This is a genomic window from Haemophilus sp. Marseille-P9675, assembly GCF_916862695.1.
GTDB classification, from domain to species: Bacteria; Pseudomonadota; Gammaproteobacteria; order Enterobacterales; family Pasteurellaceae; genus Haemophilus; species Haemophilus haemolyticus_K.
Genome location: NZ_CAKASP010000002.1, coordinates 1 through 13,944, shown reverse-complemented (window position 1 = coordinate 13,944; position 13,944 = coordinate 1). Strand labels below are relative to the sequence as shown.

Below are 13,944 nucleotides of genomic sequence, written 5' to 3'. Positions count from 1 at the left end.
ATGCAAATAGTTTTCAATTTGAGTTTTGCGATTGGGACAAAAAAAGGAGATCTAATCGATCTCCCTTAGAATGTTACTTGCTTTCAATTTTACTTTTTGCTTATAGTGTAGCAGGTTGAATGTAACCTAAGTCTGCTAATACTGTACAAATAGAATTACATAATCCTGAACAATCAAACCCTTCATCAATGAGTTTCTCGTTATTGTTCATATCTTTGTAGCCATTTTCAATTAAATATGCTTTGAGTGACGAATTAAGCGTTGCTTTAGTTGTTGGTTTTTCCATTTGAGACATCATATATAGATGGAGTTCATTTAAATTTTCAACTCCTCCATTATACATATTACCTGCACCGATATATTGATTTGCACCTTCTAATAAAGTTTTTACATATTGAGTAAATCGTTTTGGTATGTAGGTTTTGTTATCTTCAAATGTATATGTTTGATAAGGTGTGAGAAAAACATTGATATATCCTAGAACTATAGCTAGCAATACAGAAGAGTAAATTTTATCCTCTGTGAGGTTTGCAAATTCTTTATGTTCAGCAACGTAATCAATTAATGATTGAGTCGTGAAATTATCTACTTGATAGATAAAGTATTCAAGTAATTTTTCTACATCTTGATTATTGAATATATTAGCTAGATTATTTTCTCTACCTTTATTAGTGAAGGTTAATTTATCCAATAAACTTATATCTATATTTTCAGTGCGGTTAATTTTATCTTGTAAATGAGCATGGCATAGTAAACTTCTTCTAAATGCTACATCGTAAAGATAATCAAGGCATTGCTCACGTGCAACATAATCTGTTTCGGATAATTGATTGATCATGTCACGTAGATGTTGTGGCATCCAAGAAATATATGAAAGTTGAAAATCTGTATCACCAATATAAGCCAATTGATGCTGATGTAGACTATCAACAAATTGATTCAAATAGAGAGGGTGGTTGTGATATTCAAGATATTCATGGGCTACGTAATGATCACCTTTTGTTTGAATATCATCAAAGTTTTCAATTCGTTTTTGATTTTTTACTTTTTCAGATTCAATCGATTTAATTGCATCAGAGAATAATTGAACAACGGCTTTGCCACGACGAGTTTGTTCAGAGAGCGGTAAATCCTGAGTGTATTTATTGGCATAGAGCATAATATCCCGTGCAACTTCGCGGCTTTTCCAACCGGGATAGGTGTTGTAAGAAATATAAGCAATACCGTTGGGGGTTAAATTCTCACGGCAAACCTCAAGAATTTTATCTTTAACATTATCAGGTACCCAAGAATAAATACCATGTACGATGATGTAGTCAAACATACCAAATTCAGGCGTAATATCGAGAATATTTTTTGTTTCTAAATGAACGTTTGTTAATCCCATTGATTTGATGATTTCATTACCTTGAGTAATTTGACTATCTGCTAAATCAATGCCTAGAAATTCAGTATCTGGATAATAAACAGCTTGAGAAATTAAGTTTCCACCAAAAGAAGAACCTAATTCTAATACTTTAGCACCTTTGAGTGCTGGTGGTGTTAATCCCCATAATGTTGCATTCCCTTCCAAAAGCGCAATGCTCGTATAAGAAAAGGGTCTTGAGTAGTATCTAAGTTCGTCGTAAGGGTTATTTTGTTCAGTCATAATATATCCAGCTTGTCACATAGTTAAGAATGCATATTATAGAGAGGATATGGGGGAAAACAAAGTGATGATTATTTCCCATGAAGTGGTAATTACGCTAGAATAACCGCAATTTTCACCAGCTTAGTATCCCCATGCTTTCATTTATTCTCGAACCTCAAGATAACGCACGTTTGCAATCTTTATGCGGTGCATTTGATGATCATCTAAAACTTATCGAAAAAGAATTTAATCTTGTCATTGCTCGTCATAATTTTACTTTCAATATTGATACTACGGAAGAGGATCAAAAACCTCATCATGCAAAATTGATAAAAAGTGCGGTGAAATTAATCCAAGATTTATATGTAGAAACTGCGCCCGTAAAAGGTAAAGTGAAAGAGTTAGATTTGGAAGATGTGCATATGGCTTTGCAAGAAAGCCGTATGCTATCTCAAGTTGAACCGAACCGTGCTGAAAATAATGTTTTCAGTACAACGATTAAAACTAAACGAGGTGTGATTAAACCTCGAGGTGAAAATCAAGTTCAATATTTGCATAATATTTTAACTCACGATATTAGTTTTGGTATTGGCCCAGCAGGAACGGGGAAAACATTCTTAGCGGTTGCTGCGGCAGTTGAAGCCTTAGAGCGTCAAGAAATTCGTCGCGTTTTACTTACTCGCCCTGCGGTGGAAGCGGGCGAAAAGCTAGGTTTTTTACCAGGGGATTTAGGTCAGAAAATTGAACCTTATTTACGTCCGCTTTATGATGCCTTGTTTGAAATGTTAGGTTTTGAGCGTGTGCAAAAATTAATGGAACGTAATGTTATTGAAATTGCCCCTTTGGCTTATATGCGAGGGCGTACACTCAATGATAGTTTTATTATTTTAGATGAAAGCCAAAACACAACAGTTGAGCAAATGAAAATGTTTTTAACCCGCATTGGTTTTAATTCTAAAGCCGTGATTACGGGCGATATTACGCAAATTGACTTACCTCGTAGCACAAAATCTGGTTTACGTCATGCCATTGAAGTGTTGGAAAAAGTACCAGAATTAAGTTTTAACTATTTTGATAGTAAAGATATTGTGCGCCATCCGGTGGTGGCTAAAGTGGTGCAAGCATACGAAGAATGGGAAGTACAAGATGAAATTCGTCGCAAAGAATTATCGGAGCTTCGTAAAGCCGAACGTGAAAAAGAGCGGTCAGAAATTGAAAAGAATTTAGGAGAGTAAAATGGGAAGTATATTCGTTGATCTTCAAATTGCCACAGAAAATATAGACGGTTTACCAACAGAAGAACAGATTGTGCAGTGGGCAACAGCTGCTGTTCAACCAGAAGGGGATGAAGTTGAAATGACGGTTCGTATTGTGGATGAAGCCGAAAGCCACGAATTAAATTTAACTTATCGTGGCAAGGATCGCCCGACTAACGTGCTTTCATTTCCGTTTGAATGCCCCGATGAGGTGGAGTTGCCGTTGCTAGGGGATCTCGTTATTTGTCGTCAAGTCGTGGAACGAGAAGCTGCAGAACAAGAGAAACCATTAATGTCGCATTGGGCGCATATGGTCGTGCATGGTAGCTTACATTTACTCGGTTATGATCATATTGAAGACAATGAAGCGGAAGAAATGGAAAGTTTAGAAACTCAAATTATGCAAGGATTAGGTTTTGATGATCCTTATCTAGCAGAGAAATAATCTTTATTCGGAGTAATGATGTATAAAGCGGTATTTAGTGATTTTGATGGCACGTTATTAACCTCTCAACATACTATTTCCCCTCGCACTGTTGCGGCAATTAAGCGTTTAACGGAGAATGGTATTCCTTTTGTGCCAATTTCGGCGCGTTCTCCTCTAGGTATTTTGCCTTATTGGAAACAGCTTGAAACGAACAATGTACTTGTTGCATTTAGTGGTGCGCTTATTTTGAATCAATATCTTGAACCGATTTATAGCGTACAAATTGATCCAAAAGATATTTTAGACATTAATACCGTTTTGGCTGATCATCCGTTGCTTGGTGTGAATTATTATACAAATAATGATTGCCATGCTCGTGAAGTAGAAAATAAATGGGTGATTTATGAACGCAGTGTCACCAAAATTGAGATTCATCCTTTTGATGAAGTGGCAACACGTTCGCCACATAAAATTCAAATTATTGGAGAAGCACAAGAAATCATCGAGATTGAAATTATTTTAAAGGAAAAATTTCCATACCTGAGTATTTGTCGTTCTCATGCTAACTTTTTAGAGGTTATGCACAAGAGTGCAACCAAAGGAAGTGCGGTGCGTTTTTTGGAAGATTATTTTGGCGTACAAACCCATGAAGTGATTGCGTTTGGTGATAATTTTAATGATTTGGATATGCTAGAACATGCGGGGCTTGGGGTGGCAATGGGAAATGCACCTGATGAAATTAAACAAGCTGCAAATGTAGTCACCGCGACCAATAATGAAGATGGGCTAGCATTAATTTTGGAAGAAAAATTTCCTGAATAATTGGCAAGAAAAAGGCTCTCAACGAGAGCCTTTTAGTTATAAATTTTTTGATTCTTTTGAATTATACATATCTTCAATTTGCTTACGATAACGTTCTAAAATCACTTTTCTACGTAATTTTAATGTTGGTGTAATTTCACCCAATTTAATGCTAAATGCTTGAGAAAGTAACGTGAATTTTTTTACTTGCTCGAAATGAGCCAGTTCTTTTTGCACCGTATTAATACGCTGTTCAAACATTTTTAGAATTTCAGAATTTTTTAATAATTCTAAACGGTCATGATATTTAATATTGAGCTGTTTAGCGTACTCTTCCAAACTATCAAAGCAAGGCACAATAAGTGCAGATACATATTTTTTCGCATCGGCGATGATCGCAATTTGTTCGATAAATTTATCTTTACCGATTTTGCTTTCGATATATTGTGGCGCGATATATTTACCATTTGAGGTTTTCATTAATTCTTTGATACGATCGGTAATAAATAAATTCCCTTGTTCGTCAAATTCTCCTGCATCGCCAGTTTTTAAGAAACCATCTTCTGTGAAGGCTTTAGATGTTTCTTCTGGCTTCTTGTAATAGCCTTTCATCACCATTCCGCCACGCACGAGGATTTCATTATTTTCCCCAATTTTAACTTCCGCTTTTGGCATGAGTGTGCCGATTGAATTTGGGTTAAATTGGCAATCATGCCAGCAAGAAACGGTTGCAGTTGTTTCTGTCATGCCATAGCCTAATTTGATATTGATGCCAATAGCATGGAAAAATAGCCCAATAGCCGGTTCTAATTTAGCTCCTCCGCAAGGCATCATTTTTATACGCCCACCCAATAATTGGCGAAGTTTTGAGAGCACTAATTTATCTGCTAAAGCAAATTGTTTCTTCAATAAGAATGGAATTGCTTTGTTATTCGCACGTAAATCAAAATGTTTTTGTCCCACGGAAATTGCCCAATGGAACATTATTTGGCGAAGTTTTGGGGCTTTTTGAACTTTATCCAATACGGCGGCATAAATTTTTTCGTAAAAACGTGGGACGGCACACATTAAGGTTGGGCGAATTTCCGTTAAAGCTGACCGCACTTGATTGGTGTCTTCTAAATAGCAAAGTATTGCACCTCTATGAAGAATATAAGCCGCCCAGGCTCGTTCAAAAATATGAGAGAACGGTAAGAAAGAAAGCGAAATATCCTGCTCTGTCACATTAAGTGAAAGATCATGTGTTTCTAATTGATAAGCGAGATTAGCGTAATCTAACATGACACCTTTAGGCTCTCCCGTGGTGCCTGAGGTATAAATAATCGTAAATAAATCCGATAATTGTTTTTGGTTTAAGCGTTGGGTTAGTTCGTCTTGTTGGGCATTTGAACCTGTTTCAATAAAACTTTCCCAAGTGCAAGAAAGAGGATCTTGTTGTAATTGAATTGTAGATTTCATTGCCACGATTTTTTGTAATTCTGGACAATGATGAGCGATTTCTAATGCTTGATCGTATTGCTCTTGATCGCCGACGAATAGAATTTTTACATCGGCGTGATTTAGGATAAATTCGGCTTGCTGGGCTGTATTGGTTGCGTAAATAGGTACTGTAATTGCTCGAATTTGTAAGGTCGCAATGTCAGCGATTGTCCAACGTTCCATATTATGGGCAAAAATGGCGATTTTATCTTGCACGTCAATATTGTGAGCAAGCAATGCACGAGAAAGTTGATTGAGTTGTTCTTGAAAATTTTTCCAAGAGATGTCTCTCCACAAGCCGTGTTCTTTATAGCGAAGTGCGGTCATATTTGCACGAGTTTTGGCTTGTTGTTGAATACGATGAACAAAATGGAGATCGAGATTCATATTAACCCTATTTTTTGAATTCATTGAGCGAACAGTTGTGCGCTAATATAATCTTAAATAGGAATAAAAGCTAGAAGAATATTGATTGTTTTAAATTATTTTTAGTGATCCCTTGTTCATTTTTAGATCGTAAACTAAATTATTAGATAATAAAAAACCGCTCCGAAGAGCGGTTAATTTTTTCAAAGTTTTAATTAGCCTTTGTAGTTGTAAATGTGAGCTACTAAGTCTAATACTTTATTTGAGTAACCAGTTTCGTTATCGTACCAAGATACTAATTTAACGAAAGAATCAGTTAATGCGATACCAGCGTCTGCATCAAATACAGAAGTTAACGCACAACCGTTGAAGTCAGTAGAAACAACTGCATCTTCAGTGTAACCTAATACGCCTTTTAATTCGCCATTGAAAGTTTTACCTTCAGCTGCATCTTTGATTGCTTGTTTGATAGCATCATAAGAAGCTGGTTTTTCAAGATTAACAGTTAAATCAACAACAGATACGTTTGGAGTTGGAACACGGAAAGCCATACCAGTTAATTTACCGTTTAATGCAGGTAATACTTTACCTACTGCTTTTGCTGCACCTGTTGAAGATGGAATGATGTTTTGTGATGCACCGCGGCCGCCGCGCCAGTCTTTAGCTGATGGGCCATCTACAGTTTTTTGAGTTGCAGTTGTTGCGTGAACAGTGGTCATTAAACCATCTTTGATACCGAAAGTTTCATGAACAACACGTGCTAAAGGAGCTAAACAGTTTGTTGTACAAGATGCGTTAGACACGATATCTTGACCTGCGTATGCGTTGAAGTTTACACCACGAACGAACATTGGGGTTGCATCTTTAGATGGGCCAGTTAATACAACTTTTTTCGCGCCTGCAGTGATATGTTTACGAGCAGTTTCATCAGTTAAGAATAAACCAGTCGCTTCAACAGCGATATCAACACCGATTGCACCCCAGTTTAAGTTTGCTGGATCACGTTCTGCAGTTACACGGATAGTTTTACCATTAACCACTAAGTTACCATCTTTCACTTCAACAGTGCCATCGAAACGACCGTGAGTTGAATCATATTTCAACATATAAGCCATGTATTCAACGTCGATTAAGTCGTTAATACCTACAACTTCGATGTCATCACGGTGTTGTGCTGCACGGAATACGATACGACCGATACGGCCGAAACCATTGATACCAATTTTAATTGCCATAAGATTTTCACCTTTTATTTAAGTTAAACAAATCTGTTTGCTTTGAGTAATACTGCTCACTCAGTAAGACAGCGCACAGAGTATAGCACGAGCATTTTTATAAAACTATAAACCCTACTACTTTTTTGTGATCTATATCAAATCATCATTAGAATCAAAAAGTACCGAAAAAATCACCGCACTTTTGATGATTTTTTATAGAGAAATCTGCATAATAGACTGAAATTGTTAGAGAAGGTTAAATGTTCTATGTCTCAAGGTAATCTTTATATTTTGTCTGCACCAAGTGGTGCGGGAAAATCTTCATTAATTTCAGCGTTATTGGCATCAGATAGCTCAACTCAAAAAATGGTTTCTGTGTCACATACGACCCGTGCCCCACGCCCAGGTGAAGTTGAAGGTGTACACTATTATTTTGTATCAAAAGAAGAGTTTGAATCACTCATTGAGCAAGATTTATTTCTAGAATATGCCAAAGTTTTTGGTGGAAATTATTATGGAACCTCTTTACCTGCGATTGAAGAAAATTTAGCAAAAGGTATTGATGTATTTTTAGATATTGATTGGCAAGGCGCTCAACAAATCCGTAAAAAAGTGCCTTCGGTAAAAAGCATTTTTATTTTACCGCCTTCATTGCCAGAGTTAGAACGTCGTTTAATTGGTCGTGGGCAAGATAGTGAAGAGGTTATCGCTGAACGAATGTCAAAAGCGATAAGTGAAATTTCGCATTATGACGAATATGATTATGTCATTGTGAATGATGATTTTGAGAAAGCATTAAAAGATTTGCAAAGTATTTTGCAATCGGAACGCTTAACAAAAGCTTATCAACAAAAACAAAATGCAATGTTAATTCAACAGCTACTAGTAAAAGAGGGTGAAATTGAGTATTATAACACCCTTTCAATAGAGTAATTTTTGACAAATCGGAGTAAATTATGGCTCGTGTTACTGTGCAAGATGCAGTAGAAAAAATTGGTAACCGTTTTGATTTAATTTTAACGGCTGCGCGTCGTGCAAGACAATTACAACTTAACCAAAGTGCGCCGTTAGTGCCAGAAGATAATGACAAACCAACAGTAATCGCATTACGTGAAATCGAAAAAGGTTTGATTAATCAAGATATTATGGATGCACAAGAATTCCAAGAAATGGCGAAAGTGCAAGAAACGGAAGAAGCAGCTGTTGCATTAATTACAGAATAATCTTTTAAAAGTGCGGTAAAAATCACGATATTTTAACCGCACTTTCTCTTTCAATAATAAGTAGGTCTCCTTTGGAACTGTTTGCGGATTTAGATCGAATTATTCAAGGGTATTTGCCCGCAGATAAAATTGAACTCATTAAGCGTGCGTTTGTGATTGCAAGAGATGCGCACGAGGGACAATTTCGCTCCAGCGGCGAACCTTACATTACCCATCCTGTGGCGGTAGCCTCCATTATTGCTCAACTACACTTAGATCACGAAGCGGTAATGGCAGCGCTTTTGCACGATGTTATTGAAGATACACCTTATACGGAAGAACAACTGAAAGAAGAGTTTGGTGCCAGTGTAGCTGAAATTGTAGATGGTGTATCAAAACTCGATAAGTTGAAATTCCGTACTCGCCAAGAAGCACAAGTCGAGAATTTTCGCAAAATGATTTTGGCGATGACGCGTGATATTCGTGTTGTGTTAATCAAGCTTGCAGACCGCACGCATAATATGCGCACGCTTGGTTCGTTACGACCAGATAAACGCCGCCGTATTGCGAAAGAAACGCTTGAAATCTATTGTCCGCTTGCTCATCGTTTAGGTATTGAGCATATCAAAAATGAATTAGAAGACTTATCTTTTCAAGCAATGCATCCACACCGTTATGAGGTGTTAAAAAAACTCATTGATGTGGCGCGTAGTAATCGGCAAGATTTAATCGAACGAATTTCACAAGAGATTAAAGTGCGGTTAGAAAACGCAGGCATTTTTGCCCGAGTGTGGGGGCGTGAAAAACACCTTTACAAAATCTATCAAAAAATGCGCATAAAGGATCAAGAATTCCATTCTATTATGGATATTTATGCGTTCCGTGTGATTGTAAAAAATGTGGATGATTGTTATCGCGTTTTGGGGCAAATGCATAATCTTTATAAGCCACGTCCTGGTCGAGTAAAGGATTATATTGCCGTACCTAAAGCAAATGGCTATCAATCTTTGCAAACTTCAATGATTGGGCCGAAAGGTGTTCCTGTAGAAGTTCATATTCATACTGAAGATATGGAACAAGTCGCCGAAATGGGCATTACTGCGCATTGGGTTTATAAAGAAAATGGTAAAAACGACAGTACAACCGCACAAATCCGCGCGCAGCGCTGGCTGCAAAGTTTGGTCGAAATTCAACAAAGTGTAGGTAATTCGTTTGAGTTTATTGAAAATGTAAAATCAGAGTTTTTCCCGAAAGAAATTTATGTTTTTACCCCAAAAGGTCGAATTGTTGAATTGCCAATGGGCGCAACGGCAGTGGATTTCGCTTATGCTGTGCATTCAGATGTGGGGAATACTTGTGTTGGCGTGACTGTTGAGCATAAACCTTATCCGCTTTCACAAGCTCTTGAGTCTGGTCAAACGGTAAATATCATCACCGATCCAAATGCGCATCCTGAAGCCGCATGGTTAAATTTCGTGGTAACTGCTCGTGCGAAAACACGGATTCGCCATTATCTCAAACAGCGTTGTGAAGAGGATGCGGTGAAATTAGGTGAAGTTGAACTTAATGCAGCATTACAGCCTCATAATTTAGGTGATTTTTCTATTCAACAAATTAGAACTGTATTAGATGCTTTATCGCTTTCTTCTTTAGATGAATTATTACGAGAAATTGGTTTAGGTAATCAGTCTGCCTCCATCATTGCGCATCAATTTGTGGGCGTGCCATTAGAATCTTCTAATATTCAGAATTTTGAATTTGAATCAAAAATACTCACTATTGCACCAATGCAAGTTGGTAAAACACGATTTGCTCAATGTTGTCATCCAATCCCTGGTGATCCTATTGTGGGATGTTGTACACAAGAAAACACAGTAGTGGTACACCATCAACATTGTGCAAGTTTGAAAAATGCTTGTCGTCAATCGCTGGCTAAATGGGATAATGTTCAAAGTGCGGTGAATTTTGAGGCAGAATTACAAATAGAAATATTGAATGAGCAGAATGCCTTGCTTAGTTTAATGACCGCAATTTCTGCGAGCGAAAGTAGTCTTCAAAATATTTGGACGGAAGAATTAGAGAACAATTTATTGCTTGTGATTTTGCAGGTTTGTGTAAAAGATATCAAACACCTTGCCAATATCGTTCATCGCATTAAAGGCATCACTGGCGTCGTTAATGTCAAACGCAATATTAATGAGCTATGAGCCTTGAACTTCTTGATGCCGTACCTTTGACCAGCCTCTCTGGTGTTGGTGCGGCCATTTCTAATAAACTGGCTAAAATCGGCATTCATAACCTGCAAGATTTACTCTTTCATTTACCTATTCGCTATGAAGATCGTACGCGAATTACGCCAATCGCTAATCTTCGTTCCGAACAATATTTTACCATTGAAGGAATTGTACAAACCTGTGAAGTCGCTTTTGGCCGTCGTCCGATTTTATCGGTTAGTCTGTCAGACGGTACATCGAAAATTATGTTACGTTTTTTCAATTTTAATGCGGGAATGCGTAATAGTTTTCAAGTAGGTGTGCGAGTAAAGGCCTTTGGAGAGGTAAAACGTGGGCGTCACATGCCAGAAATTCATCATCCAGAATATCAAATTGTGAGAGATAATGCGCCCATAGTATTGGAAGAAACCTTAACGCCGATTTATTCCACGACGGAAGGACTCAAACAAAATTCATTACGAAAATTAACGGATCAGGCTTTGGCATTGCTAGACAAAGTTCAGATTGCAGAAATTTTGCCTAATGAATTTAATCCACATCGGTATAGCTTAAAAGAAGCATTGCGATTATTGCATCGTCCGCCGCCGGATATTTCATTAGAAATGTTAGAGCAAGGTAAGCATCCTGCACAACAGCGTTTAATCTTTGAAGAGCTTCTGGCGCATAATCTTGCTATGCAAAAAGTGCGGTTAGGAACGCAGCAATTTTCTGCCTTACCGCTACATTATCAAACAGATTTGAAACAGCGATTTTTAGCCACCTTGCCATTTCAACCCACTAATGCGCAAAAGCGAGTCGTGTCGGATATTGAACAAGATCTTATCAAGGATTATCCGATGATGCGCTTAGTGCAAGGGGATGTGGGATCGGGAAAAACATTGGTTGCCGCATTGGCTGCTTTAACTGCAATTGATAACGGCAAACAAGTCGCCTTAATGGCGCCAACAGAAATTCTTGCAGAACAGCATGCAAATAATTTTCGACGTTGGTTTGAGCCTTTCGGTATTGAAGTTGGTTGGTTAGCTGGTAAAGTAAAAGGAAAATCAAGACAAGCAGAGCTTGAAAAAATCAAAACTGGTGCCGTGCAAATGGTGGTGGGGACGCATGCTTTATTCCAAGAAGAAGTCGAGTTTTCCGATCTAGCATTGGTGATTATTGATGAACAACACCGTTTTGGTGTGCATCAACGATTAATGTTGCGTGAGAAAGGCGAAAAAGCGGGATTTTATCCCCATCAGTTAATTATGACGGCCACGCCGATTCCAAGAACGTTGGCAATGACCGTATATGCAGATTTGGATACATCAATTATTGATGAATTGCCTCCAGGACGTACGCCGATAACAACCGTAGTGGTTTCTGAAGAACGTCGTGCTGAAATTGTAATGCGTGTAAAAAACGCTTGTGTTAATGAAAAACGCCAAGCATATTGGGTGTGTACGTTAATTGATGAATCAGAGGTTTTAGAAGCTCAAGCTGCTGAGGCGATTTGGGAAGATCTAACTCAGGCCTTACCTATGTTAAGTATTGGGTTAGTGCACGGGCGCATGAAACCACAAGAAAAACAAGATGTCATGATGCGTTTTAAAAATGCAGAATTGGATTTATTGGTAGCAACGACAGTAATCGAAGTGGGTGTTGATGTTCCGAATGCTAGTTTGATGATTATCGAAAATGCAGAGCGTTTAGGTTTATCGCAACTTCATCAGTTACGAGGGCGTGTCGGTCGAGGCAGCACGGCTTCTTTTTGTGTACTAATGTATAAACCTCCGCTCGGTAAAGTTTCGCAAAAACGCTTGCAAGTGCTACGAGATAGCCAAGATGGGTTTGTTATTTCTGAAAAAGACTTAGAAATTCGCGGGCCTGGTGAAGTGCTTGGAACAAAACAAACGGGCATCGCTGAATTGCGAGTAGCAAATTTAATGCGAGATAGAAAAATGATACCAACGGTGCAATTTTATGCGAAATCACTTATCCAAAAATACCCAGATTTAGCAGAAAGTCTGATTCGTCGTTGGTTAAATAATAAAGAGATTTACTCGAACGCTTAAAAGTGCGGTCAATTTTCAAAGAGTTTTAAATGGATAAAAAAGAAAAACGCCCAACTGTGCTCTTTTTTGATTCTGGAGTGGGTGGGTTTAGCGTATATCGCGAAGCCAAAAAATTATTACCAAATTGGCACTATCTCTATTGTTTTGATAATGCAGGTTTCCCTTATTCAGAACGCAAAGAAGAAAGTATTATTCACCGCACTTTAGCGGTTTGCCAACTTATTAATCAACGTTATCCATTAGATGCAATCGTGATAGCTTGCAATACAGCGAGTACAGTTGTGCTTCCGCCTTTGCGAGCTGCTTTTGATATTCCTATCGTTGGGACTGTACCCGCTATTAAACCTGCATCAGAAATGACAAAGACAAAACATATTGGTTTATTAGCTACAAAGGGTACGGTAAAACGTCACTATGTCGATGAGTTGATTGATAAATTTGCGCAGGATTGTATTGTTGAGAGATTGGGAAGCACAAAATTAGTAGAAATTGCAGAGCAAAAAATTCGTGGTTATTCCGTTGATCTAATTAGTTTAAAAGATGAGTTATCTCCGTGGGCAGACATGGCAGATTTGGATACATTAGTTTTAGGTTGTACTCACTTTCCACTCATCAAAGATGAAATTCAGTTGTGCTTGCCACAAATTAAATATTTTATGGATCCTGGAGCGGCGATTGCTAAGCGGATAAAATATTTGCTCGATGGTAAAAGTATACGTGCTCAAGGTGAAAAACATAATCAAATGTTTTGTACCGACCATTTTTCTGAAGAATCTCAATTTAAAAAAGCTTTACACCTATGGGGATTTGAATCTTTAGATGTAATAAAAATAGACTAAAATTGATGTCAAATAGACCTTTTTGTATTAACTTTATCCAAAAGAACATTTTTTTAAATATTTTTACCAAAAAGTACTTGCAAGGGATTTGAAAATCCCTATAATGCACCGCACACAACGACGCACTGTTGTGAAGTTTTTAAGTTTCCAAGTGCGTCGTTGTTTTTTGCTCTTTAACAATATATCAGACAATCTGTGTGGGCACTTGTTGATTGACTTGTTTTAAAATATTTTTAATTTTGAAGTCTTAATAGGTGCTTAACTGAAAATTCATAATTACTTTTTAAGTAGTGTTTTATTTATAGCTAAGCAGTTTATTGAGCGATTGAACTTGAATTGAAGAGTTTGATCATGGCTCAGATTGAACGCTGGCGGCAGGCTTAACACATGCAAGTCGAACGGTAGCAGGAGAAAGCTTGCTTTCTTGCTGACGAGTGGCGGA

General features: G+C 37.7%; 11 protein-coding genes and 1 rRNA gene. 9 read left to right on the top strand and 3 right to left on the bottom strand.

Annotated features, from left to right (window positions below; translation table 11 throughout):
* Window positions 1-100: 100 nt before the first annotated feature.
* Entirely contained in the window at window positions 101-1,648 is a 1,548-nt protein-coding gene (locus LIX50_RS03650) for a class I SAM-dependent methyltransferase (protein ID WP_048953701.1), read from the bottom strand.
* A 134-nt stretch (window positions 1,649-1,782) separates the two neighbouring features.
* Here LIX50_RS03650 and LIX50_RS03645 point away from each other — a divergent pair, with 134 nt between their 5' ends.
* From LIX50_RS03645 to LIX50_RS03635, 3 genes are read left to right on the top strand one after another with little or no spacing between them, the layout of a single operon-like run.
* Window positions 1,783-2,865, top strand: a complete 1,083-nt coding sequence (locus LIX50_RS03645) for a PhoH family protein (RefSeq protein ID WP_048953699.1) — start codon at window positions 1,783-1,785, stop codon at window positions 2,863-2,865.
* Window position 2,866: 1 nt separating this feature from the next.
* Window positions 2,867-3,331 (top strand): rRNA maturation RNase YbeY, encoded by a 465-nt coding sequence (ybeY, locus tag LIX50_RS03640; RefSeq protein ID WP_048953697.1) that lies wholly within the window; start codon window positions 2,867-2,869, stop codon window positions 3,329-3,331.
* 18 nt (window positions 3,332-3,349) lie between these two features.
* A complete protein-coding gene (locus tag LIX50_RS03635) occupies window positions 3,350-4,135 on the top strand; it encodes a Cof-type HAD-IIB family hydrolase (RefSeq protein WP_048953696.1) in 786 nt (261 codons plus the stop codon).
* A 36-nt stretch (window positions 4,136-4,171) separates the two neighbouring features.
* On the opposite strand, the gene LIX50_RS03630 is transcribed toward LIX50_RS03635, so the two are convergent.
* Window positions 4,172-5,980 carry an AMP-dependent synthetase/ligase gene (locus LIX50_RS03630; RefSeq protein WP_048953695.1) on the bottom strand — a complete coding sequence of 603 codons (1,809 nt, stop codon included), beginning with the start codon at window positions 5,978-5,980 and terminating at the stop codon, window positions 4,172-4,174.
* Between the two features lie 194 nt (window positions 5,981-6,174).
* Complete coding sequence (gene gap / locus LIX50_RS03625) at window positions 6,175-7,194, bottom strand: type I glyceraldehyde-3-phosphate dehydrogenase (protein WP_005646416.1); 1,020 nt, start codon at window positions 7,192-7,194, stop codon at window positions 6,175-6,177.
* 249 nt (window positions 7,195-7,443) lie between these two features.
* Here gap and gmk point away from each other — a divergent pair, with 249 nt between their 5' ends.
* From gmk to LIX50_RS03595, 6 genes are all read left to right on the top strand, one after another.
* A complete protein-coding gene (gene gmk / locus LIX50_RS03620; RefSeq protein ID WP_048953694.1) occupies window positions 7,444-8,109 on the top strand; it encodes a guanylate kinase in 666 nt (221 codons plus the stop codon).
* A 23-nt stretch (window positions 8,110-8,132) separates the two neighbouring features.
* Entirely contained in the window at window positions 8,133-8,399 is a 267-nt protein-coding gene (gene rpoZ, locus LIX50_RS03615) for a DNA-directed RNA polymerase subunit omega (RefSeq protein ID WP_005625717.1), read from the top strand.
* 71 nt (window positions 8,400-8,470) lie between these two features.
* The gene (gene spoT / locus LIX50_RS03610) at window positions 8,471-10,585 is read left to right on the top strand and encodes a bifunctional GTP diphosphokinase/guanosine-3',5'-bis pyrophosphate 3'-pyrophosphohydrolase (RefSeq protein WP_048953693.1); all 2,115 of its coding nucleotides are present in this window, start codon (window positions 8,471-8,473) and stop codon (window positions 10,583-10,585) included.
* The gene (gene recG / locus LIX50_RS03605; protein ID WP_048953692.1) at window positions 10,582-12,663 is read left to right on the top strand and encodes an ATP-dependent DNA helicase RecG; all 2,082 of its coding nucleotides are present in this window, start codon (window positions 10,582-10,584) and stop codon (window positions 12,661-12,663) included. Before spoT ends, recG begins: the two co-directional genes overlap by 4 nt.
* A 29-nt stretch (window positions 12,664-12,692) precedes the next feature.
* Window positions 12,693-13,502, top strand: a complete 810-nt coding sequence (gene murI / locus LIX50_RS03600) for a glutamate racemase (RefSeq protein ID WP_048953691.1) — start codon at window positions 12,693-12,695, stop codon at window positions 13,500-13,502.
* 333 nt (window positions 13,503-13,835) lie between these two features.
* Window positions 13,836-13,944: ribosomal RNA gene (locus LIX50_RS03595) — 16S ribosomal RNA — on the top strand; the annotation flags it as partial.

Bases quoted from the DNA above. Each gene is read 5' to 3' on its own strand.
- LIX50_RS03650 (WP_048953701.1), bottom strand. From the start codon at position 1,648: ATGACTGAACAAAATAACCCTTACGACGAACTTAGATACTACTCAAGA.
- LIX50_RS03645 (WP_048953699.1), top strand. From the start codon at position 1,783: ATGCTTTCATTTATTCTCGAACCTCAAGATAACGCACGTTTGCAATCT.
- ybeY (WP_048953697.1), top strand. From the start codon at position 2,867: ATGGGAAGTATATTCGTTGATCTTCAAATTGCCACAGAAAATATAGAC.
- LIX50_RS03635 (WP_048953696.1), top strand. From the start codon at position 3,350: ATGTATAAAGCGGTATTTAGTGATTTTGATGGCACGTTATTAACCTCT.
- LIX50_RS03630 (WP_048953695.1), bottom strand. From the start codon at position 5,980: ATGAATCTCGATCTCCATTTTGTTCATCGTATTCAACAACAAGCCAAA.
- gap (WP_005646416.1), bottom strand. From the start codon at position 7,194: ATGGCAATTAAAATTGGTATCAATGGTTTCGGCCGTATCGGTCGTATC.
- gmk (WP_048953694.1), top strand. From the start codon at position 7,444: ATGTCTCAAGGTAATCTTTATATTTTGTCTGCACCAAGTGGTGCGGGA.
- rpoZ (WP_005625717.1), top strand. From the start codon at position 8,133: ATGGCTCGTGTTACTGTGCAAGATGCAGTAGAAAAAATTGGTAACCGT.
- recG (WP_048953692.1), top strand. From the start codon at position 10,582: ATGAGCCTTGAACTTCTTGATGCCGTACCTTTGACCAGCCTCTCTGGT.
- murI (WP_048953691.1), top strand. From the start codon at position 12,693: ATGGATAAAAAAGAAAAACGCCCAACTGTGCTCTTTTTTGATTCTGGA.